General features: G+C 43.2%; 22 protein-coding genes. All 22 read left to right on the top strand.

Annotated features, from left to right (window positions below; all coding sequences use genetic code 11):
- Positions 1-381: 381 nt before the first annotated feature.
- Positions 382-645, top strand: coding sequence for a hypothetical protein (locus tag R7Z50_RS03525; protein WP_213965213.1), 264 nt, complete (start codon positions 382-384; stop codon positions 643-645).
- A gap of 167 nt (positions 646-812) precedes the next feature.
- Complete coding sequence (locus R7Z50_RS03520) at positions 813-1139, top strand: hypothetical protein (RefSeq protein ID WP_318148879.1); 327 nt, start codon at positions 813-815, stop codon at positions 1137-1139.
- Positions 1140-1148: 9 nt separating this feature from the next.
- Positions 1149-2849 (top strand): terminase large subunit, encoded by a 1701-nt coding sequence (locus tag R7Z50_RS03515; protein WP_318148878.1) that lies wholly within the window; start codon positions 1149-1151, stop codon positions 2847-2849.
- A gap of 35 nt (positions 2850-2884) precedes the next feature.
- Entirely contained in the window at positions 2885-4096 is a 1212-nt protein-coding gene (locus R7Z50_RS03510; RefSeq protein ID WP_318148877.1) for a phage portal protein, read from the top strand.
- Positions 4086-4817, top strand: coding sequence for an HK97 family phage prohead protease (locus R7Z50_RS03505; RefSeq protein WP_318148876.1), 732 nt, complete (start codon positions 4086-4088; stop codon positions 4815-4817). The genes R7Z50_RS03510 and R7Z50_RS03505 overlap by 11 nt, the downstream gene beginning before the upstream one ends.
- A gap of 148 nt (positions 4818-4965) precedes the next feature.
- On the top strand, positions 4966-6051 hold the full coding sequence (locus tag R7Z50_RS03500) for a phage major capsid protein (RefSeq protein WP_318148875.1): 1086 nt from the start codon (positions 4966-4968) through the stop codon (positions 6049-6051).
- A gap of 64 nt (positions 6052-6115) precedes the next feature.
- Positions 6116-6307 carry a hypothetical protein gene (locus R7Z50_RS03495; RefSeq protein ID WP_077281037.1) on the top strand — a complete coding sequence of 64 codons (192 nt, stop codon included), beginning with the start codon at positions 6116-6118 and terminating at the stop codon, positions 6305-6307.
- Positions 6307-6630 carry a head-tail connector protein gene (locus R7Z50_RS03490; protein WP_318148874.1) on the top strand — a complete coding sequence of 108 codons (324 nt, stop codon included), beginning with the start codon at positions 6307-6309 and terminating at the stop codon, positions 6628-6630. The genes R7Z50_RS03495 and R7Z50_RS03490 overlap by 1 nt, the downstream gene beginning before the upstream one ends.
- Complete coding sequence (locus R7Z50_RS03485; protein ID WP_077281039.1) at positions 6627-6959, top strand: head-tail adaptor protein; 333 nt, start codon at positions 6627-6629, stop codon at positions 6957-6959. The genes R7Z50_RS03490 and R7Z50_RS03485 overlap by 4 nt, the downstream gene beginning before the upstream one ends.
- On the top strand, positions 6959-7615 hold the full coding sequence (locus R7Z50_RS03480) for a hypothetical protein (RefSeq protein ID WP_318148873.1): 657 nt from the start codon (positions 6959-6961) through the stop codon (positions 7613-7615). The genes R7Z50_RS03485 and R7Z50_RS03480 overlap by 1 nt, the downstream gene beginning before the upstream one ends.
- Positions 7606-7980, top strand: a complete 375-nt coding sequence (locus tag R7Z50_RS03475; RefSeq protein WP_213899911.1) for a hypothetical protein — start codon at positions 7606-7608, stop codon at positions 7978-7980. Before R7Z50_RS03480 ends, R7Z50_RS03475 begins: the two co-directional genes overlap by 10 nt.
- A gap of 1 nt (position 7981) precedes the next feature.
- Positions 7982-8431 carry a hypothetical protein gene (locus R7Z50_RS03470; protein WP_238966412.1) on the top strand — a complete coding sequence of 150 codons (450 nt, stop codon included), beginning with the start codon at positions 7982-7984 and terminating at the stop codon, positions 8429-8431.
- A gap of 82 nt (positions 8432-8513) precedes the next feature.
- A complete protein-coding gene (locus R7Z50_RS03465) occupies positions 8514-8807 on the top strand; it encodes a hypothetical protein (protein ID WP_077281043.1) in 294 nt (97 codons plus the stop codon).
- A gap of 23 nt (positions 8808-8830) precedes the next feature.
- Entirely contained in the window at positions 8831-9247 is a 417-nt protein-coding gene (locus tag R7Z50_RS03460; RefSeq protein ID WP_213966219.1) for a hypothetical protein, read from the top strand.
- Positions 9248-9250: 3 nt separating this feature from the next.
- The gene (locus R7Z50_RS03455) at positions 9251-11125 is read left to right on the top strand and encodes a hypothetical protein (RefSeq protein ID WP_318148872.1); all 1875 of its coding nucleotides are present in this window, start codon (positions 9251-9253) and stop codon (positions 11123-11125) included.
- 75 nt (positions 11126-11200) lie between these two features.
- Entirely contained in the window at positions 11201-11779 is a 579-nt protein-coding gene (locus R7Z50_RS03450) for a hypothetical protein (protein ID WP_318148871.1), read from the top strand.
- On the top strand, positions 11779-12306 hold the full coding sequence (locus R7Z50_RS03445) for a hypothetical protein (protein WP_213899905.1): 528 nt from the start codon (positions 11779-11781) through the stop codon (positions 12304-12306). The genes R7Z50_RS03450 and R7Z50_RS03445 overlap by 1 nt, the downstream gene beginning before the upstream one ends.
- Positions 12294-12677: a DUF6950 family protein gene (locus R7Z50_RS03440; protein WP_077281048.1), complete on the top strand. Its 384-nt coding sequence runs from the start codon at positions 12294-12296 to the stop codon at positions 12675-12677. Before R7Z50_RS03445 ends, R7Z50_RS03440 begins: the two co-directional genes overlap by 13 nt.
- Before the next feature lie 2 nt (positions 12678-12679).
- Positions 12680-16999, top strand: coding sequence for a phage tail tip protein (locus tag R7Z50_RS03435; RefSeq protein ID WP_318148870.1), 4320 nt, complete (start codon positions 12680-12682; stop codon positions 16997-16999).
- A 67-nt stretch (positions 17000-17066) separates the two neighbouring features.
- A complete protein-coding gene (locus R7Z50_RS03430) occupies positions 17067-17468 on the top strand; it encodes a hypothetical protein (RefSeq protein ID WP_077281050.1) in 402 nt (133 codons plus the stop codon).
- A 9-nt stretch (positions 17469-17477) separates the two neighbouring features.
- Entirely contained in the window at positions 17478-21419 is a 3942-nt protein-coding gene (locus R7Z50_RS03425; protein ID WP_318148869.1) for a tail fiber domain-containing protein, read from the top strand.
- Positions 21420-21507: 88 nt separating this feature from the next.
- A complete protein-coding gene (locus R7Z50_RS03420; RefSeq protein WP_140289627.1) occupies positions 21508-21903 on the top strand; it encodes a hypothetical protein in 396 nt (131 codons plus the stop codon).
- Positions 21904-21968: the final 65 nt, after the last annotated feature.

Genomic DNA, 21968 nt, shown 5'->3' with positions numbered 1-21968 from the left:
ACCCAAACGTTTTTGATCTATAAACTGCATATGTTTCTTCAGATCTGGTAAGTCAAGATACCTCGGTGAACGCTTACATGCAATAAAGACAGCGAAAGACCAGAAAGAAGCCCGTCAAGGGTAGCATTCACCGAATATCCACAAAATCAGGTGCTTACACCTAGTGACAATGTAACGTAACCGACGGGGGGTCGTTTCAGGTGAGACGATCCCTCTGAGAACTCGCTGTGCCCTTTCCTCGCGAAAAAATGACATTTTCAGAATTATTTTTTTCAGTGTACTGACATTAGTGTGAGATATGTCAGTATGAGCACTGCATTATGTTAGACAATTCTGATATATTGTTTGTGCAAAATACAAAATTATAATTAAGGTTGGGTTGTGTCTGGGATACAAATAGATCGCTTGAAGTCATTACTTGAAGTCAATGAAGTGTGTCGTGCTGAAACGGTTGAAACAGGCTTAAAATTATTTCACGGTTGGTGGGAAGGCTGTGTTTCTGTTGTCAGTAGTCTTATCGTTATTGATCAAGAAATCGTAGCAATTAGCAACGACTGGTCTGAGTGTGATGTAGTAGAAGCGATACGGATCAAATCGAGACTTGTCATATCAGATAAGCTAAAACAAATAGAGTCATATCTATGAAAACGAAAGACGCATAAGCGTCTTTTTTTATGCCTATCAATTAAGCATCACTGCCATCGGCATATTGTTTTATCATTCTTGCAATCACACCTTATTGCCAAATAGCCCCAATTAAGGGGCTTTTTTCGTTTTGATCTAAATACTTTCTTTAACATAAGAGAGTGATCATGGCGAAGATAACCAAATCTCCCCAAACTCGCCTGAATATTTTATACGGTATGCTCGAAGAGCTATACGCTCAGCTTGCAGAACAAGGCGTTGTGTACAACGCCACATCTACCCAAGGCGAATCCGTACCAAAACAAAATCCAGCATGGAAAGTCTTTCTAGAAATCAACCAAGAAATTCGAATGATCGAAGTAGAGCAAGGCCGTACGGCTTTGGGCAAGGAGCGACGTAAAAAATTAGCCGCCGAAGCCAAAAAGCTAGAAGCAGAAGCTAATCAACTAGATGCGCCGAAAGACGAAAAAGTAACTCAATTCTTACTCTCTTAGGTGATCGCGATGAACATCATACTAAGAGAAATTGCAGAGCAAGCGTATACAGACGCTTTCGACTATGCAGAACAGATTCTAACGGGCGAAACTCCCGCTTGTAAGAACGTCATTAACGCAATGAAGCGATTCAAAGCTGATCTTCAGCGTTGTGAAGAACAACCCGATTATATTCGCTTTGACAAGCAGAAGGCACTTGAAGCACTCGCGTTCTTCAGCTCATTGCCGCATGTAAAAGGTGAGTGGTCAGGTAAACGCATTCACTTAATGCCGTTTCATAGCTTCATCATCGTCAATATCTATGGTTTCGAGCTAAAGCGCACTAAAGGTTGGACGCGTCGATTCCGAAAGGCACACCTTTCTGTACCGCGTAAATCAGCTAAATCGACTATGGCAGCAGGTATTGCGCTTAACGAAATGATGCGTGATTCGGGTGCTGAAGTTTATTCAGCGGCACGTACTCGCGACATGGCTCGAATTTGTTGGCGTGATGCGGCAGAAATGATCAACAAGTCGCCGATTCTGAAGCAGTTTTTTACATCGAACAAATCAATCATTGAGCAACGCAATGACAACAGCTTTTACAAACCATTGTCGTCTGATACGAACGTTCTTGATGGTTTGAACACGCAAGCAGCGATCATCGATGAGCTTCACTTACTTGATACAGAAGACATCTACGGTGTCATGGAAACATCAATGGGTGCTCGTCGAGAACCACTACTAGTATCGATCACTACTGCGGGATTCAATCTAAACGGTTTCTGTTATTCATTAGAGAAAGAATATCTTGAACCGCTACTACGTGGCGATACAGAAAACGATTCGTTCTTTGCATTGATGTATGGCATAGACGACGGTGATGACGTATTCGACGAAGCAACTTGGTACAAAGCAAATCCAGCACTCGGTATTTCAAAGTCAATCGATGACCTTAGAGACTTAGTTACTCGTGCGAAGCAGCAAGCAAGCGCACTCGTTCAGTTCAAGACTAAGCACTTAAACATGTGGGTCAGTTCTGGACAATCGTGGCTTGATATGGAGGTGTGGAAAGCTGCACCTAAGTCATTACCAGACGAAGAACTGATTCATTACCCTTGTTACGTTGGCATCGACTTAGCACGTGAAACCGACTTTACCGCAATCGTAGCTGTATTCGATATTGGTGATGGTACTTACGACATTAGACCGCACATGTTGTTGCCAGAAGAATCAATTCACAAAGGTTCATCAACATACCAATCGTTACTTGCCAAGTTTGTTGAGAAAGGCGACATCATATTGACTGACGGTAATGTAATGGACGAAGAGACAATCGTTCAAACCGTTCAAAATCTCGCTACTAAATATTCGATAAGAGAAGTTGTATTTGACCCGCAGGGTTCAACTGGTACGCAAGTCAAATTGTATCGTGAAGGTTTTAATGTCATGACTGTTTCGCAGTCAACGAAGACGTTTACACCAGCGATGGTTCGTGCTGAAGCCCTTATTGTTTCTGGACGCTTACGTAACCCACGAAACAGTGCGTTCAACTGGATGATGGGTAACGTTGTTCTGAAGTATCCCGATGCTAAATCTTGCTACCCAGCTAAACCAACCGCAGAAGCAAAAATCGATGCACCAGTAGCAATGCTAATGGGGCTTAATCGTGCCTTGCTGAACGACGACGGCGATATCAACGACTTCATTAACAATCCAATCGTAATTTAGAGGTCAGCATGGGATTTTTCCGTTGGGCTACCAATATGTTCGGGGGTAAATCTACTTCTGTGCAAGGTGGTGGTCAAGTTAACTACCCAGACCAATACCTTCCGTCGCCAAAAGATATTAACGAAGACACGGCATTGCAACTTGCCGTTGTCTATCGCTGTATTGATTTGACTGCGAAAGCTATTGGTGCGATGCCGCTTAATGTCTACGAGACAAAGAACGGTATCAAGTCCCAAGTTAAAAACGACTTGTGGGACTTAATTCAGAATAAACCAAACCCACATATGACGGGACAAGAGTTCAGAGAAACGATGATTCTGAACTTGATGTTACACGGTAACTTCTACGCGCGAATTGCGCGTAACTCAGTCGGCGAACCAGTTGCGTTGTGGGTAATGCCGAGTCAGCGAACATCTCCGAACTTAGATAAGAACGGCAATATCACTTACTTGGAAACGTACGAAGCTGATGGTTCGTTTCAAGAGCGTACGCACAAGTTCGAGAACGTACTGCATATCAAAGGAATGGGTAACGGTCTGACAGGGCTTTCACCGCTTGCTTATCATCGTTCTTCGTTTGGTACAGCGACTGCACAAGACCAATTTACGGGTGATTTCTATCGCTCAGGTGGAAAACCTGGTGGTGTGTTGTATCGCGACGGAGTTATTCCAGAAGCACAGCGTAAATCGCTAGAGCAGAACATCTTACCGCGCATTAGTTCAAACGGTGATGTAGGCAACCACGGCATTTTGCTACTTGAGGGCGGGTTTAAATATCAACAGATACAGCTAACGCCCGAAGACATGAACACGCTTGCTTCTCGCAAGTTTCAGTCTGAAGAAATTGCACGTGTATTTGGTGTGCCATTAGCACTACTGAACATGGGTGAAAACAGCGCAGCGCGTACAGACAAAATCGAAGACGTTTACCGTTCATGGGTAAAAACAGACTTGAAATCACTGATGACCAAAATCGTCAATGCAATTCAGTTCGATGTTATGACTCGTGAAGAGCGCAAGAAGTACACAGTCGAGTTCGAGACTGGCGCAATGTACGACTTCCCGACGTTATCAAAGTCAGTCAACGAATCGGTTCAGAACGGCGTACTTACGCAGAACGAAGCGCGTGAAAAGCTTAATATGCCACGTAAAGACGACCCTGAAGCAGACAAACTTCGTCAGCAAATGCAAATGGTCGCTTCTGACGGCTCAACTTCAAATCAATCTGAGGAATCAAATGGAAATTAAAGAATTGGCACTGTCAGAAGTCAAGATGCAGACAACTGGCGACGACGGCTACCATTTTAAAGGTTATGCATCGGTATGGGACGGCAACGATGCATACAACGACACGATCAAGCGCGGAGCTTATCAAAGCGTTATCGAAGCAGTCAAAGCAGGTACAGCAGAAATGCCGTTGTTGCTTTTTGGTCACGAACACAACTCGATTCCAGTCGGGAAAATCTTAGACATGAAAGAAGATGACCACGGGCTTCTTATTACCGCAGAACTTACACAAGGTTTGTCAGTAGCTGAAGACCTTAAAGCTGCACTGAAACACGGCACAATCAAAGGGCTATCAATCGGTTATTCGCTATCAAAAGACGACTACGAAGTGAAGCAAGAAGGTGGGCGAACTATTAACAACATCACTTATCTTGGCGAAGTATCAATCGTGTCATTTCCCGCAGACCGCAAAGCAAAAATCGACTTGCTAAGCGTGAAAGACGCACTGCAAGAAGTAGATTCACTGAAATCTCTAGAGCAATTTTGTCGTGCTGAGTTCAATTGTTCACGTGAAGCTGCAAAATCGTTCGTAGCACAAGCTAAGAGCGTGATTCTAGCTGCAAACGATGAGCAAGCAGAGATCGAGCGTAAAAACGCTGAGATTGCGGCTGAAGAGCAAAAATCAGCAGAAGAAACCGAAATTCTTACAGCACTTCTGTTGAAACAGCGTCTTGCCTCATAGGCGCTGATTTTTCCGATCTAAATACAAGCAAGAAACAAATCTGATGCAGGCGAGTCAGTCCTGCGTTTTTCCCTGCGTGATGCTGCGGATGCAACTCTGACAACTTTTAAATCATTTCCAAATTTAATTCAAGACACAAGGGAAAACTATGTCTAAAGAAATCCTAGACGCTATTGGTCAAATGGCGACTAAATCTGAAATCGAAGCAACTGTCGCGCCAGTAGGAGAAGAAGTTGCAGAACTGAAATCACGTCTTCGTGATATCGAAGCTAAAACATCTGCGGGTGATCTACACGGCGCAATTGCTGAAGCTAAATCAATCGGTGAACAGTTCGTAGAATCAGACGAATTCAAAGCTATTCGCGAAGGTAAAGCAACTCGTTCACGTATTGAAGTAAAAGCTGCGACTAACGCTTCTGCACTTACTTGGGACCAACGTTTGCCGGGTGTTGTAGCTGCACCACGTCAAGACCTAAGCATTCTTGACGCGCTACCAACACTAGCAGCAAATTCTCACTCACTACGTTATTTCCGTGAAGTACTAAATGGTGGCAACGCAGACGTTCGTGCAGATGAACTAGCAGCGTTCAAAGAAACTGATTACACACTTGACGAACAGACTCTTGATATTCAAGAAGTTGGTCACTTCACTAAACTTTCTGGTCCGATGCAAGAAGACAACGCACTTGTTGTTTCTTTAATCAACACTCGTCTACCAGAACAAGTTGCTGAGAAGATTCAAGACCAAATCGTTAGCGGTACTGGTACTGCTGGTCAAGTTAAAGGTCTGACTCACACTGATAACCATATCGTGTTCACGCCTGAAGCGGGTGACAGCTCAATCGAATCTATCCGTAAAGCAATGGCACAAGCTGAAGCTGGTAAGTACAACCCACAAGTACTAATCATGCACCCACTCGACGCAGCAGCTTTCGATCTAGCGAAAGGTACTGATGGCCATTTTGTTGCAGCTTCTGTACGAGATGCAAACGGTGCTCGTATCTGGGGTCTACCAATCGTTAAGTCAACTGGTATCGCTCAAGGTTCATTCATGCTTGTAGATACTCGCTACGTATCTGTAGTTGCGCGCAACGGTATGACTATCGAATCAAGCAAATCAGATGGTACTGACTTCCAATCAAACATCACAACTGTACGTGCTAATCAACGTGTAGGTCTGATGGTTACTCGTAAAGAAGGCGTGATCTACGGTCAACTAGAATCAGCGGCTTAATCACACGTTAACTAACTGAATGCCTCTCCATCGGGAGGGGCGTTTTTGTTTTAAGGAGCACTACATGAAATGCAATTTATCGTTCGCGTGTGAGTTTGGTTCTTTTGATGTCGGTGATGAAGTGGAAGATGTTCGTGTTCTAAGCAAATACCCGAATTACTTTGCTTCTGCGCCAGTACTTGAGACTAAGCCAGAACCAGTAGCACTCGAAACTAAAACACCGAAGAAGAGAACGCGCAAAGCTAAGGCGGAGTAATGATTGAACTTTCAGAGATCAAGCTTCAGTGCCGAATCGAAATCGAAGATACCTACGAAGACCGTTATCTAGAAATGCTATTAAAAGCGGCGCAGTCGTACATAGATACTTTCTTGAATCAGAAAGTGCGCTGGGACGGTTCGACGGGTGATATCCCTTTGTACCATGACATTAAACTTGCGGTATTAATGCTAATTGGCCACTGGTACGAGAATCGCGAAGCTACAACCGCAATCAATCTAAAAGAAGTCCCGCTTGCTACGAACTGTTTACTTGAGCAGTACCGAGTTATCCAAACTGGTTACTTGAGGGATAGCGTATGAGAGCAGGGCGTTTAAGGCACAGAGTCGAGCTTTACGACATTGTAGAAGCACAAGACAAATACGGTGCGCCAACTAATTCAAGAGTCAAAGTAGGTCAGTTTCAAGCTGATGTTGAACACGAAAAAGAAGTCGTCGATGGAACTCTGCTTCGTCGAAACGTCGAAAGCGTTGTTTTCTTTTGCAGATACAACCGACAGATCAAAGGTCGTCGAGACACGATGTATATCGTGTTCGAGGGTGAAGAGTACGAGATTCAATCAGCAATAGACCCTGACTTCATGAAGCGCACGATGATCATCACAGCGAAGAAAGTCAAGGTAGGTCGTTAATGGCAATGACTAACAGCGGTATTGAAGTAAATGCAATACCAATCAACTTCGACCATTTGAACGAAGCACTCAAAGGAATGGCAGATCACGATACTCGTGGCAAAAAGTGGATGAAAGATGCATTCATGAGAGCGGGTACTGAAGCTTTCAAGCCAGTTGTTAGAGCATCCCGCTCATTCGCACCTCGTGGAAGAACAGGCAATACCAAACGATATCTAACAGCGACTCGTGGTTATTACAACCATGAACCAAAAGTAGTTAAATCAGGGAAGGTAAATAAGAGTAGTCGAAATCAATACATGATCGAGACAACACTTTCACCGAAGTTCGACCAAGCAAACAGATCGAAAACATGGCGCGGTAAGTCATTGCGCTACCCGTTCATGAACGAGGTGGGTGTGCCGTCGCAGAAGTACGGGCGAATGAGTCGAGAACCATATCGAAACTTACACACTGTTCATAGGAAAGCACCAAGAAAAGCAATGGCATTCATGCATCGTGGCTTAGGTACTTCAGCAAATCGAGTCGTCAACATCTGGGCGAAGAGAATGAACTTCTACATCGGAATGTACGCGAAAACGACATACAAATCGTTGCGTGGCGCACGAACAAACTACATCAACACACGAGGCGGCAAAGGCAAGAAATGGCTTTGACATTAGTACACGACAAATTCAAAGCACTGCTTGATACAACGACAGGTGGCAGTGCTTATCCCGTCTATATCCCTCGAAATGCTAGTTACCCTGCTTACGCATTCGCTCAAGACGCTTTGAGTAGAGATATAGATTCGCGACTTCGAGTTACATCGATCTCAACACATTCATTCACGGTGTTTGTAGCGCACGAAGAATATGCACAGTGCCATGCAGCGGCACAAGCACTTCTAAATAAGTTAGACCAGCATAGCGACTCAGACTTCGCTCTTGTGTTGGTAGAAGACTGCCAAGACGGTTTTGACCCCGACATGATGGTCTACACGAAAACGCTAACTATCACCATGAAACACAAGGAACAATAACATGGCAGGTTTAACTGACATTTCTCTTGGTAACTTCACCAAGGTTTATTACGAAGATCTTGATTCTGGCAACGCAGAAGTCGAGATCGCGAACGTTCAATCATTTAGTCACCCATCCGATGAACGAAACATTATCGACGTACCGCAATACGGACAAACGTATCAACGCAAACTAGCAGGTTCAGCATCAACAGGTGCAGCAGAACTAGTTGTTAACTTCAACCCAGCAGACGCGACTCATCAATACCTACTTGCAGAGTACAAATCAGGTCGTATTCAGACATTCAAAGTTGAAGTTCTTGCGGATGAAGCAGGTACGGCGGGTTCTTTCTACACATTCAAAGGTCAAGTTGCGAGTAAATCAGCTTCTGGTGATTTCGACTCAGTAACATCTATCACTTTCAGTCTGTCCGTAGACGGTGCTCTAGGTGATTGGACTGATAACGCTTAATTAACCACTAAATAATTTCACAGAATATGCAGCCCTTCGTTTCTCTCTTTGCGTTGGGCTGCTCTTTAAAGAGGGATAAAAGATGAGCATTAAAGAACGTTTACTAAAACTCAAAGATCACATTCACACAGTCGAAATCGACGGTGAGAAGTACTACTACAAACACATGACTGCACCGCAACTTGCGATTGCTCAAAGCTGTAAATCAGAACAAATGAACAGTGCTGTTTTTGCACTATGCGCTTGTGAAGAAGACGGTTCACCGATTTTCACAATTGAAGAGCTAGACGAAGTAGAAGAATTGCCTATTAGTTTGGTTAGCAAAGTCGTTGATGCAATCTTCAACGGTAATGAAAAAAAGCCGCAAGACGCTTAATCGAACAACCAGACTACAAATTCATGCTCCAACTGGCAATAGCTACAGGATGGAGTCTTGAATACATCGAACAACTGCCTTTCGAAGTACTTGCCGAGTTCAAAGCACTGAACGCATGGCATCCATTTACTGATGACCGACAAGCACACCAGCTCGGGACAATTGCGTCTCTATTGTCGCATCAAGTCTACAAGAAAGGTCTACAGCCACATGAAATGTTCCCTTATTTGCAAAACGGTGTACCTGACTTCTTAGAAGATGAACGGGTATTCAAAGCACGCCAGTTAGTAAATCAGACCGTCATGATGCCTGATAATGTTCGCGTTAAAGCGTTAGAAAACATTCATCTGAAAATTCGTGAAGAAATCGACATTGAGCAAGCAAACGAGTTTCCCGACTTGTACGTGGTCAGGGAGTTGAACAAGTTACTAAGGGAGTAACCAATGTCGCAACAATTAAGTCAAGTTAACGTTCGCCTGACGGCGAACAATATTGACTATATCCGAAAGCTAGTCAAAGCCCAAGACGAAACCAAGAAAAACACCGAAGCAATGGGCAAGCAGTTTGATGCCATGAACAAGAAGATCAAAACTGCTGCTCAGGGTATGGGTTATCAGATTCAGGATATTGCAGTACAGGCACAGCAAGGCACTGACAACTTGATCATCTTGGCTCAACAGGGTCCACAAATCTTATCGCTACTTGGCCCAATGGGTGCGCTTGCTGGTGCAGGTCTTGCTATCGCGTCTGCAATGGGTATGGCTGCTAAAGCAGGTACAGACTTAGACGCAAGCAACGAATCGCTTGTTCGTTCAAGTAAATCTGTCATTGAAAAACTACGCGAAATGGCTGACGAAGCTCAGTATCTGAATACTGTTCAAGTTGAATACTTACAGAAGCAAGATAAAGCAACGATCAAATCACTGAACGAACAAATCACGAAACAGAAAGCTGTAATGGAAACGATTGACCGTCGCGTACAGCAAACTGGTCGTTTGTCTAAAGAAGACCAAAAGCAGTATGAACAAGCTCGTGCTGCAATGAGCGTCTACGAACAAGACTTAAAAGAAGCAGAAGAACGTCATGATAGTTACAACAAAGTACTAAGACGTTCGACTGCTGCAAATGATGACGATGTAGATTCGATCAACCGAAAACACCAAGCAATCGAAGACATGATTGAATCGTATCGCTTGCGTTCAGAGATTCAAGATAAATCAGCACGTCAACAAGCGATAGAAAATGCATTGTCTGAAGCTGGTTCTAATATCTTGCCAAAACAGCGCGAGCGACTTGTCCAGTATATCAATACGTTATACGACAAAATCGACAAGCAGAAAGCAGATGCCAAAGCAGTTAAAGATGCAGCAAAGGCAGAAGTTGAGCGTCAAAAGCAACTAGCTAAGACACAACGCGAACAACGTAAAGCAGCAGCAGAGCAGAAACGCTTCAGAGAGCAACAAGCAGCAGAATTAGTCAAACTTGAGCAACAGCGCATCGAAGAGCGTAACAAGCGTCTAAACGACGTAGCGAAGCAAATAGCGTCGCAACGCAATAGCATGATGACTCCTGAACAGATTGAACTTGAGCAGTTCAGAAAAAATTCAGAGCTTCTAAAAAACGAACTAAGTATGACCAAACAATGGGAATATTCAGAACGTGCTCGAATCAATCAGCTAATTGAGCAAGAACAGCAACGCCATGCTGATTCGATGTCGATGATTAGTACTCAACAGACTATGAACGACTTGAACAACATGAACGTGTTCTTGGGTGGTATGTCTGACATTACGAGCAAGCTTGGCAATATCTCGAAAGAGAACGAAACACTTGCAAAAGTAGCATTCGTTGCCAACCAAGGCATTGCTATCGCGAACACTATTGTCGCAACAGAACTTGCCGCTGCTAAAGCACTTGCTTACACAGAGAACATGACATTACCACAAGCTCTAGCTTCACAACAAGCAATTCGAGCTATGGGTTATACATCTGCGGGTATTATCGCTGGTACAACTATCGGTGGTCTAGCTACTGGTCAGTATCACGGTGGTACAGACTTAGTTCCTGAAAGCATGAACAACAAATCGTTCTTATTGAAAGCTGGTGAACGTGTCGTACAGCCGAAAGCTAACCAAGATCTAACTGAGTATCTTGCTAATAACAAAAGCGGTAACAACGGTACTACGACTATCTCAGCACCAATGACTATCAACGGTAACGTGACAGATAAAGCTTGGTTCGCTACAGAGCTTTCTAAGCACCGCAACTTGATAGCTGCAATGAACGACAAAGTTAAACGCGAACGTCCGAGACGCTAAACGTGGCTAGTAAATCTAAGACTCCTTCGGGAGTCTTTTTGTTTCTCACTAAATAAAACAATAAGGGAGAAACAAATGACAACTCTACATTTACCTGACGAAATCATAATTTCAAACGTGCAAATCAAGCACAACATGCCGAGCTTTAATACCGAATCGATATCTCTGAAAACACGTTCTCGTGATCGTGGATTACATCGTATTGAAGGCTCTTTTGATGTCTCTATTCAAGGGCTGAAAGCACAGAAAGCATGGACAGCATTCATGCTCAAACTACGTGGTCGATATAACACGTTTTATCTCGACTTACCGATGCACTTCAAAAGTGACATTTACAGAAACCCGACTCTAGCAAGCCCAGCAAATATCGGCGCTAACACGATAAACCTTGGTGGTTTGTTTACAGAGATATCAGCAGGCAGTTGTTTCACGATGCTTAATGATCCTAAGACCTATTTCGTAGTCGATGACGTTACGCGAGACGGTGTTGTAGAAATCTATCCCACTTTGATGAAAGAGCAACTTGATACATCACCTGTTGAGTTCGTAGCACCGAAGATCACGTGTCGCCTAGATGATCAAATACCGACTATCGACTACTCAGAAAACGGCTTACTCGTAGAGACAACTATCAACTTTATAGAGGCAATCTAATGGACATCGTTTTAATTTCACTAGATATGACAGCCGCCCCAGCGGGTAGAGTTCATCGTATGTGTACAGCACCGTTCAACGTAACTTACAACGGTTACGAATATATCGGTATTGGCGACATCATCAATATTGATGATCTTGATTTGACCGCTGACTTAACAAGTATCGGTTTAAGTTTCACGTTAGGTGGTATCGACCCCGCTTACCGTAGAGAAATCGATAACAATGGGTTTAAACGAGCGCCGATTGAAGTGCTACTTGCGACAGTGGCAGATGGTACGAACGTAGTACCTGACAACACAGCAATTTTCTATCACAGAGGCACTTGCGATACGCCAAATACGTCAATTGACCACGATACAGGCACGCTTGTTATCAACATCACAACACAGTCAATGCTCGGAAATCTGAAGAAAATCCCCGACTTATGTAGAACAAGTCAAGCAACGCACACAGCAAGACATCCTGGTGATGATTTCTTCAAATTCGTAGCAACTACGGAGCAAGAAGAACTATGGATCTCGTAGCAATCAATACGGTTCTTAGACGTTATCGAAACAAGAAGCTCGTCTATGGCGAGCTTGATTGCAACCTAATGTTTCTTGAAATCTTCGAACCTGAGTTATTCAAAATCATGCAAGGTCGCTACACGACAACGAGAGGTGGCGCTCGTGTAGCGAAGAAAGAAACGGGACATGCCTCAGTCAAATCGTTCGTTATAGCTAGCGATAAATACAAGCAGAAATCATTCAACGCTATATCGGCGGGTGACATCTTGATCAACGGACTTCATGTAGCTATTTGCCTTGGTCATTACACGTTCAATCTCGACGGTGAAGTATTCAAATTAATCGAAACCAGACATTTCAAACACTGTTTGGTTTTTAGTAGGGAGTAACAATGGGACAAGCAGCTATACCATTTGTCGTAGCTACCGCAGTAAGTGCGGGTATCTCGATTTACATGGCATCTCAGTTTGATAACTCGGTCAACGATATAGGTACATCGGTTAATAAATCAGGTACAAGTGCAGCAAGAAACCCTGTTTATGGTACTTGCGTTGCAAATGGCATTCCTGTTTACAACAACGTACAGAACCGTAACCGAGCAAACCTATTAAATGTATTTGCATGTGGTATCGGTGTTACTGGTATTCGACAGTTATACATTGATGATGTCGAAGTACTAGGCAGTGATCTAGTTTCTCGTAGAGAAACCCCCGATGGTGGCACTAATCAGCTACGTTATGGTAGCAGTAGCTTGATCAATGGCTTTGAAAAACAATGTGAGCTTCAATTGCGTGCAGGGTTAGACACTGGTGTTCCAATGCAACTAGCGATTGATTACGGCGATGGTGAATGGACAGATGCAATGCGTGGTGATCGCGTGTGTGCAGTCGCTATTCGTTCTCGTCGTATTGTCGATGAAGAAGCTGTTCGTATTATGGCTGACCAATTCAAGGTTTCGATGCTTGTAGATGGTCTTCCTCTTTACGACCCGCGATATAATCAAATTGGCGAAAAGCAGTTCTATCATACAGACCCTGATATTCCAGAAAATCATCGCGAATGTGGCCGTAACCCAGCATTAGCAATTTTAGATTATCTAACCAATGACTACTATGGCATGGGTAAACCGCTTGAATTCTTCGATATCGAATCATTCAAAGCTGCCGCTACTTGGTGTGATGAAAATGACTTTCATATTGATGGTCAGCTAGACAACACGCAAGAGTTCTCAAAGAACATTGATGATATGTTGAAATGTGCGAACTTGAGTCTAACAAACGGCGGCGATTTCATTCAGTTGCGTTATGAAGACGTAGAAATGCCAGTTCAAGATTTTGATGAGCACAACATTATCAACGGCACGCTAGAGATCACTGAACAAAACTCAAGTGACTACGCAAACGTCATAGAAGTTGAGTTTAATAACACAGAGCTTGATGAAGAAAAAGATGTCTTTACGTTGCCTGAAGATGTAAATAGCGATCCGCAAATCATTGAAGATGGGTTCGTTGAATCGGTAACGCTATCAATGCCACTTGTTCGTTATGCAGGCTCAAAACGCAACGATACTTACTCTCCGATGAAAAAGATTGCTAACCGCGAACTAGCTCGTCGCAAGTATCAGAAACAAATAAGATTTGACGTAGATTTGTATGAAACACCAGTTCGTATCTTTGATATCGTCACAGTGACAGATGAAGAGCTAGGTTGGGAACAAAAAGAGTTTCGTGTTACCGCTATCGAACGTTCGCTATCAAGTGACCGATTCAACATTGCTACGATCTCTCTAACCGAATATGCAGACGAAATCTACTTGGGAACGAGAAATGGTGGGGGTGGTTCGGCGAAGCCAGTTAAGACCGAAGTATCTGCACCTACAAATTTAAACTTCAGCATCGAAGATTACACATCTCGTGGTTACGGAACATTGACTTGGAATCGAACTTGGTTTGAAGCTGATGCCGAGTTTCTTGTTGATTACAAGCGTTCGAGCGAATCTGCATGGACGCGCCTAGGCAGAACGAAAGATAGACTATGGAAAGTAGCTCGCTTGTTCCCAGATAGCTATGACTTCCGTGTCGCAACGCATTCGAATCTGTACGGTACGTCTGATTTTGTTCAAATCGACAATTATATTGTGTCATCGCTAGGTACGTTGCCCAATGTTACTGGCGCGGTAGGCGAGTTCGATGGTCTTGTTTGTGAATTCAAATGGGACGATATGCTTGACCGTCAAGTAGAGGGAGACTTTGAAGATATAAAGCTCGTTCGCGAGGTATTCAGCCATTATAGAGTTTCATTGTTCGACGTGAGTAATGGCGAGAGTCTGATAGATACGTTTACAACTGCTAATAACACGTTTACTTGGACTTATGAACAAAACGTCTCAGCGTCGCTTACACGAAGCTTGAGAGTCAAAGTTGAAATCGTTGCGATAGACGGATCTATGTCTAACATCACGAGTTCAGCTACAGCAACAGCTATTAACGCTCAGTGTGATGTACCTACTGGATTAAACAATTATGGTCGATTGGGTGCAATTTGGTTCAACTACGACCCGAGCGCAGATTCTGATTGGTCCGGTACTGAAATTCACGTTTCAGAAACAGCAGGTTTTGTACCGTCAAGTCAAACACTAGCAGGTGTGCTTGGCAAACAAACATCATGGACATGGTATTACCCAGAAGGAACGCCAGACAACGAAATCAGGTACATTAAAATAGGTCACTTCGACTCTTTCGGCAGAGATAATATCAAGTTCTCGCCAGAACAAGCGATTCAGAATTATCACATCGATAATGATGCAACGCCTTTTGATGATACCGATTTACAGAATCGAATTGCAGCAAATGATGCAGTACTTGCGGCACATGAAGCTGAGTTAGGACAGCATGATGCACGTATGGATGGTCATGACAGTACATTAGCAAGTCACAACTTACGTATGAATGACCATGATACGACTCTTGCTGCACATGAGACGACCATGAACAACTTGCAGTCTGATCTAGATGCAGCAGAACAAGCATTCAGCGAGCAGATACCTAATGTTTCAAATGAACTAAGTCAGCTACGCAATGCAGCTAACGCACCAACTTTACCGAGTGGAACGCCGATTGATACACGTATCAACATCGTAGCTTCGCCTGATAAGACTGAAACAGCCGCTTGGGGCTTGTTTGCTAGTAATAATGGCAAATCGCAGTTTATTGTTGCAGCAGATGAGTTCATTGTTGCTGGTGGTAATAATGGCAATGCAGCAAACGATGATGTTGCTTTCTATTTCTCGAATGGTCAGTTGTTAATTAACAATGCGACAATCAAGAACTTAACGGCTTCGAACATCGCAGCAAACGCGATTAACTCAAGTCATATCGCAGCAGGTTCTATCGTTGCTAGTGACATAGCTACAGGTACGATTACATCAACGCAACTTGCCGCAAATAGTGTAACTGCGAGTGAAATCGCAGCAGATGCCGTGACCGCTTCGAAGATTGCTGCGAACGCTATTACATCAAGTCATATTGCAGCAGGTTCTATCGTTGCTAGTGACATAGCTACAGGTACTATTACATCAACGCAACTTGCCGCAAATAGTGTAACTGCGAGTGAAATCGCTACAAATGCGGTAACGGCTAATAAAATCGCAGCGGGTTCTATAACAGCAGCTAAAATCAGCTCGAATGCCATTGAAACCAATCACTTATCAACGGGAGCTATTACAGCAGCCAAGATTTCATCTGGTGCTATTACTGCAAGTAAAATATCGGCTGATGCAATCAATGGATCACATGTCAGTGCATCAAGCGATATCGTTGTTGGTTCTGGTCATGACATTGTACGTTTGAATGGCTCTGACTCGACTTGGCGTATAGCTGCGGGTAATGCATCTATGTCGTCTTCTCCGTTTAGAGTCGATAAAGACGGTAAGATGTACGCGACTAATGCTGTTGTTTCAGGCTCGGTAACGGCAACGGGTGGTCGTATCAGCGGTTCTTTGTATGTAGGTACTGGAAACAACTCTAGTGATTACACTGTGTGGTACGGAAACAAGCATCCGAATACCAACGGCGAGTCATTCAGAATGGTCAGTGATGGTAAGTATCGTCTTCGTCAATGGTATAACGGACGAACTATTTGGTATCAGAACGATGGTTCAAGTTACTTCTTAGATGTAAACCCAGCGGCAAACACTGCGAAGTTCTACGGAACAGTACAAGCAGAAAAAATTGTCGGCGATATCGTCTCTGCAACAGCTAAAGACATGAATTACCGCAGCAGTAATGCGTCTGTGTCGAGATATTCATGGTTGAATGTTACGCAAGTAACAATAAGTAATTCAAGACCTTATGATCGAACATTGATTATTGAACCGATGAACATCGATTCTATCTTTGTCACGATCTACTCGAATTCAGATGGACAGTACGATGCTATCTATCGTCTGGTTGATGAAAACGGAACCGTTTTCTTCGAAAGTCGAATAGATAATAAGTTTTTCACTGGTAGCACACCACCTTATAAAGCAAGTCCGTCAGTTAGAAGAGTATTTGCTAGTATCCCTGCATATACTCCAGCGGGTGTACTGTACCTTCAGTTTAGATGTACGTCGCGAGATACATTATCAACGCATATTGATTACGACGGTGACAGAAGACTTAATCATAAACTGACTGCTCAGTTGTTCCAAAACAGTAATGAAATCCACTAATTGAAAGACTCCTTCGGGAGTCTTTTTTGTTTCTTCTAAATAAACGTATCAGAGGAGAAACAAGCAAATGGCAAAGATTACTGAACATATCACCGAAACTCGTGGTGATACCATTTTTAGTCCAACGTGGTTCATTCTTGTCGAAGATTTACCGCCAAATGTAACTTATCAAGAAATCGTAACTGGTATTGCTAATGGCACATATACGCCAGTTGACCTAACAGCATACGAAATTAAAGGGCAGGTTCGAGCAACACCCCAAGGTACGGTCGTTCTTGACTTACCGCTAGTCGTTACAGACGACTACAAGCTTTCATTCACGATCCCCGCTGAAATCACCGCAGCATTTACAAACGAAAATCAAAGCTACGGCTACGACATTCAGTTCAAAACAATTGCGGACGGCACAGTAAAAACTTGGATCGCTGGAAAACTAACAATCACAACTGATTACACATACACAGAATAAGGGGGCGACATGCCATCATTTGTCAGTGTGAAGTCTCCGAACTTCGGTTCAGTGGCTCAGATCAACAAAGAAGAAATTACAAACGTTTACAAGCTCGATAATGCTGATATTCAAAGTTACTACAACGAGCAATCGCGAGAATATCGCGACAAAGCACATCTGTGGGCTGAAGAGTCAGAAAACGTTGAAGTTCAACCAAACGAATATTCAGCGAAGCATTACAGCTTGAAATCACGTCAAGCAGCGAATGATGCGTCATTTGCACAAACTAAAGCAGAACAAGCACAAGCATTGTCAGAAAGCGCAGAAGAAGCGGCAGCACTAAGTGAAGTTAATGCATCAACGAGTGAAGCCAATGCCAAATCTAGCGAAACAAGTGCAGCAGAATCGGCTTCAGCAGCGTCACTAAGTGAATCTAATTCAAAAGTTAGCGAACTTGCTGCTAAGGATAGTGAAAATGCTTCAGCCACTAGTGAAGCAAATGCTAAAGCTAGTGAGTCAGCAGCAGCTACAAGCGAAACAAATGCTAAAACAAGTGAACTTGCTGCAAAGTCATCTGCGACTAATGCCGATACGTCTGCATCTGAAGCGAGAGCTGATGCTATTAGAGCAGAAATCGCTGCGGACGCAGCCGCTAGTGCTTTATCACCTAAAGGGGATTGGGATGCCTCGACAGGTCTATTTCCATCGCCAACAATGTCACCAGAGCGTGCAGATTTTTATCAAATTTCTGTAGCGGGAACGATGAGTAACTCGAACGCAGCGCAGCCTGATATCTCAGTCGAAGTTGGTGATCAATTGTATTGGAATCTTGAGAAAGACATCTGGTACAAAATTGATAACACCGATTTGGTTCGCACAGTAGACGGAATGCAGGGTGATGTCGTAATCGACAAATATACAAAAGCAGAAGTCAATGCAATTGAATCGGGATTACAGAATCAAATTGACACAATCACTCCAACATCTATCGGTGCTTTACCTGTAAACGGTACGGCGAACAAAGCTGATAAATGGACTAATGCTCGCAAAATCACTCTAAACGGCGACGCGAGTGGTATGGTATCGATTGATGGTAGTTCAGACGTTACTTTGAATGTCACTGTAGCAAATGATTCACACACTCATGATGACCGCTATTACACAGAAAATGAAGTAGATGCTATCGAGAGCGTATTGCAAAGCCAGATTGATAATCGTATCGATAAAGATGTTGGTTCACTTTCTGAATCCGAAGTAGATGCCTTATTTTCAGCAGGTAAGATCGAGATTGATCGTACTGACTCAAATATTTCAGGTATTGCAGGCACACGCTCACTGATTCACTTACCGAATGGTCAAGGTGGGTTTCAGTTAGCAGCTCGTAGTATTGGTTCAGAGATCCATGTGCGTTCTGCGAATGCAGGGGATGGGACTATTGGCCCATGGGAACGAATCTATACGACAGGGTATAGACCTTCACCGTCTGATATTGGTGCTTTGCCTGACAGTGGTACGGCAGTAGCTGCTGATAAATGGGCTACAGCTCGAACCATAAAAGTAGATGGTGATGTAACTGGTTCAGTTGCTATTGATGGCTCATCTGATGAAACAATTACTACAGAAGTAAACCCATACATCGTATGGAAAGTAGGCACAGTTGATATTACTGATGATGATGTACGTAGCGTTTACTTTATTTTAGATGATTACGATGGAAACGGTTTTTCCGGTAAATTAATTAGTCATCGCAGAACGGGCAACACTTGTTCATTTAACTTTGATGTACATGCTATCAAGCAAACTACAGCAGGAGATAATGGTTCATATCATGCTACGGGTACTATCGCTCAAGATAGTCTAGAAGTTTCTATTGTACGTGTGATGTATGAAGGTGTTGAGAAGTTGGCATTGAAATTTGCTGATGTTCCTCGGTTCCATAAACCAGCACGTTTCACTTTCTTCAATGCAGCATCTGGAGCAGAAAGCCATGATGTTATTTGTGTCACTGATGACAAGATTACGTCAGAATCAGCAGTAGTTGTATCCCAGAGTTCATTTAAGAAAACCTATGGTGTTAACAATACCTACTTGTCTGGTTCACTGACTGTAACGGAAGGTATTACATCTAAGGAAATCAAACATCCAGATAACCCGAGTGAACATGGTACTTACCTATATTCATCGGGATATACCTTTGTTACAGCTAATGAAGGCAATATTGAGTTGCGTCCCAAAGGTCTAACGGATTCTTCGAAACGTTGGACTCTAGATAGTAGTGGTAGAGTAGTTCAATACCATAATGGCGGTTCTGCTTTTAAATTCCGTGATGGAGTAAATTCAGGTACTGGTACATCTTCTTTTATGGAATGGGAACACGATGATGGTGTTCGTCGTGGTTACTTGGGTTACGGTACAGCTAGCAACAATCACATGACATGGAGTAATAACGAAGGTTCTAATGCTATTACTCTTAAAGATAATGGGCGTATTACTTTAAATCCTGGTACTGATAACTCAGTAGATATGGAAAATGCTGCTCTGTACTATGGACGCAGTTACTGTAATTCTGCTGTTGGTGGTTCATGGGGACATGGTTCATATGCTGCTACTGCTTTGCTAAATACAAACTCAGGTTTAGCCTACAGTGTATTCAAGATGGGTGCTGATGGTCCTAAGATGCAAGCATTGGGTGAAGGTGGTAGTACTGTTCGTTTGTACCCAGAAGGCGGTAGTTCAAACTTTATAGCGTGGCAACCGCATAACATGACCCATTACTATACTGGTAATACTAGTATGAGTTGGGATATGCAGGCGCAAGCTAACAATGTAAATACATCTCTTAGGTTACGAGAATCTAATGGCGTACATGGTACTGAGTTTGGTTACGCAGGCGCATCTAGTACTAATGAGTTTTTTCTTAACATGCGTGAAAATAGCGTAGATAAACGTGCATTTAGTATCTATCGTGACCGTAGTCGTGCAATATTCAATACTAACCGTTTGGATGTTGAATCTAGTGGTGCTGAGAAGATGCTTCTGTACCGTTCAGACGGTGATGCTAACGTAAACATCCGTTACTCAAGTAACTTAGGTATTGATGTATGGGCAGGTAAAACTCTAAGTAGTTGGGCTGTTGGTGAAGCTTCAGACCTATCATCAGCAAGTAACCAATGGATGATTATTAGCGGTAGTGCTGCTACATTCCGTGTACCTGTTGTATTGGACGGTGGTTCACCTACAGGTAGCCATGCTATTCGTCGTGATTGGGCTGAAGATAACTTGTTACGTCGTAGTGTACAGAGTGTTACTTCTTCATTGGATTGGAATACACTATACCGTTCAGGACATTCGTCTGTAAATAATGGTACTGGCTCTAACAGCCCTGCCACAACATTGACTGGTTCTGCGTATCCTTATGGTTCCCTATTGGCTATGTCTCATACCAATACAAACAGCGGTGTTAAAACTCAGTTGTATTTTCCACATAACCAAAACTCTCCTGATGCATCATCGCGTCTACCTGTTTACCGTACAGGTTATACCGGTGATTATGGTAACTGGCGTAACCTATTGACGTTCCAATACGCAGAGAACCGATACACTCAGATTTCTTCTGATGAACGTTTGAAGGCTGACATTGAAGAAGTTAAAGGTGCGTTGGACTTAGTGAACCAAATCGGTTCTTACTCATACATCAAAGAGAATGCTGAGGTTACTCAGATGATTGAGGAAGATGGTGAGTATACAGGTTCAGAAGAACACTATCGTTTTGAGATGGGTTTCATTGCTCAAGAAGTTGAGAAAGTGCTACCTCATCTTGTGAAGGAAGATGCTCGTGGTTACAAAGCTATTAAGTCTGATGACAACACCTTGCTTGCGGTAGCTTACCAAGCTATACGCGAAGTTTCACTTGAGAACCAAGAACTGAAAGAACGTCTAGCAGCTATCGAAGCTAAGCTAGAACTTTAATGACAAAGCTCCTTCGGGAGCTTTTTTGTTATTAATGATCGCGACCTTTTTTGTTTCTAAATAATAGATACAACTAAGAGGTTAAGATATGCATCACTATTCAATCAAGATGTGCCGCGGCGATACCTTTCAGAGTGATTATTTCAAAATCTACGACGATTCAATCCCTGATACGCTTTCCGTTCAAGAGTTAGACGAAGCGGTCGCTAATGGCACTTACAAAATCATCAATGTCTCAGACTTAACGATAACCGGTATGGCTCGTAGTGGCTATGACGGACTAAAGATATTCGACTTAGATATCATCAAAGAGTCAGACCGATTTTACTTCGAAATTACCCCGACAAAAACAACTCCACTCAACGGCGGCTCACAAACACTTGTATACGACATTCAAGTAAAAGACGCAGATGGAATTGTCACTACGCTGATCAACGGAACGATTACAGTAATGCCAGACGCAACTACTGAACACGTTTTATAAGGGGGCGATATGTATGTAGTACGAATTCCTAGGAAACGTTTTTCAGTTATCAGAACAAAACGGCC

This window comes from Vibrio sp. 1249-1, assembly GCF_033340495.1.
Note: the sequence above shows the minus strand (reverse complement) of the source record. Positions and strands in the feature narration are given on the sequence as shown.

Bases quoted from the DNA above. Each gene is read 5' to 3' on its own strand.
- R7Z50_RS03520 (WP_318148879.1), top strand. From the start codon at position 813: ATGGCGAAGATAACCAAATCTCCCCAAACTCGCCTGAATATTTTATAC.
- R7Z50_RS03515 (WP_318148878.1), top strand. From the start codon at position 1,149: ATGAACATCATACTAAGAGAAATTGCAGAGCAAGCGTATACAGACGCT.
- R7Z50_RS03510 (WP_318148877.1), top strand. From the start codon at position 2,885: ATGTTCGGGGGTAAATCTACTTCTGTGCAAGGTGGTGGTCAAGTTAAC.
- R7Z50_RS03505 (WP_318148876.1), top strand. From the start codon at position 4,086: ATGGAAATTAAAGAATTGGCACTGTCAGAAGTCAAGATGCAGACAACT.
- R7Z50_RS03500 (WP_318148875.1), top strand. From the start codon at position 4,966: ATGTCTAAAGAAATCCTAGACGCTATTGGTCAAATGGCGACTAAATCT.
- R7Z50_RS03495 (WP_077281037.1), top strand. From the start codon at position 6,116: ATGAAATGCAATTTATCGTTCGCGTGTGAGTTTGGTTCTTTTGATGTC.
- R7Z50_RS03490 (WP_318148874.1), top strand. From the start codon at position 6,307: ATGATTGAACTTTCAGAGATCAAGCTTCAGTGCCGAATCGAAATCGAA.
- R7Z50_RS03485 (WP_077281039.1), top strand. From the start codon at position 6,627: ATGAGAGCAGGGCGTTTAAGGCACAGAGTCGAGCTTTACGACATTGTA.
- R7Z50_RS03480 (WP_318148873.1), top strand. From the start codon at position 6,959: ATGGCAATGACTAACAGCGGTATTGAAGTAAATGCAATACCAATCAAC.
- R7Z50_RS03475 (WP_213899911.1), top strand. From the start codon at position 7,606: ATGGCTTTGACATTAGTACACGACAAATTCAAAGCACTGCTTGATACA.
- R7Z50_RS03470 (WP_238966412.1), top strand. From the start codon at position 7,982: ATGGCAGGTTTAACTGACATTTCTCTTGGTAACTTCACCAAGGTTTAT.
- R7Z50_RS03465 (WP_077281043.1), top strand. From the start codon at position 8,514: ATGAGCATTAAAGAACGTTTACTAAAACTCAAAGATCACATTCACACA.
- R7Z50_RS03460 (WP_213966219.1), top strand. From the start codon at position 8,831: ATGCTCCAACTGGCAATAGCTACAGGATGGAGTCTTGAATACATCGAA.
- R7Z50_RS03455 (WP_318148872.1), top strand. From the start codon at position 9,251: ATGTCGCAACAATTAAGTCAAGTTAACGTTCGCCTGACGGCGAACAAT.
- R7Z50_RS03450 (WP_318148871.1), top strand. From the start codon at position 11,201: ATGACAACTCTACATTTACCTGACGAAATCATAATTTCAAACGTGCAA.
- R7Z50_RS03445 (WP_213899905.1), top strand. From the start codon at position 11,779: ATGGACATCGTTTTAATTTCACTAGATATGACAGCCGCCCCAGCGGGT.
- R7Z50_RS03440 (WP_077281048.1), top strand. From the start codon at position 12,294: ATGGATCTCGTAGCAATCAATACGGTTCTTAGACGTTATCGAAACAAG.
- R7Z50_RS03435 (WP_318148870.1), top strand. From the start codon at position 12,680: ATGGGACAAGCAGCTATACCATTTGTCGTAGCTACCGCAGTAAGTGCG.
- R7Z50_RS03430 (WP_077281050.1), top strand. From the start codon at position 17,067: ATGGCAAAGATTACTGAACATATCACCGAAACTCGTGGTGATACCATT.
- R7Z50_RS03425 (WP_318148869.1), top strand. From the start codon at position 17,478: ATGCCATCATTTGTCAGTGTGAAGTCTCCGAACTTCGGTTCAGTGGCT.
- R7Z50_RS03420 (WP_140289627.1), top strand. From the start codon at position 21,508: ATGCATCACTATTCAATCAAGATGTGCCGCGGCGATACCTTTCAGAGT.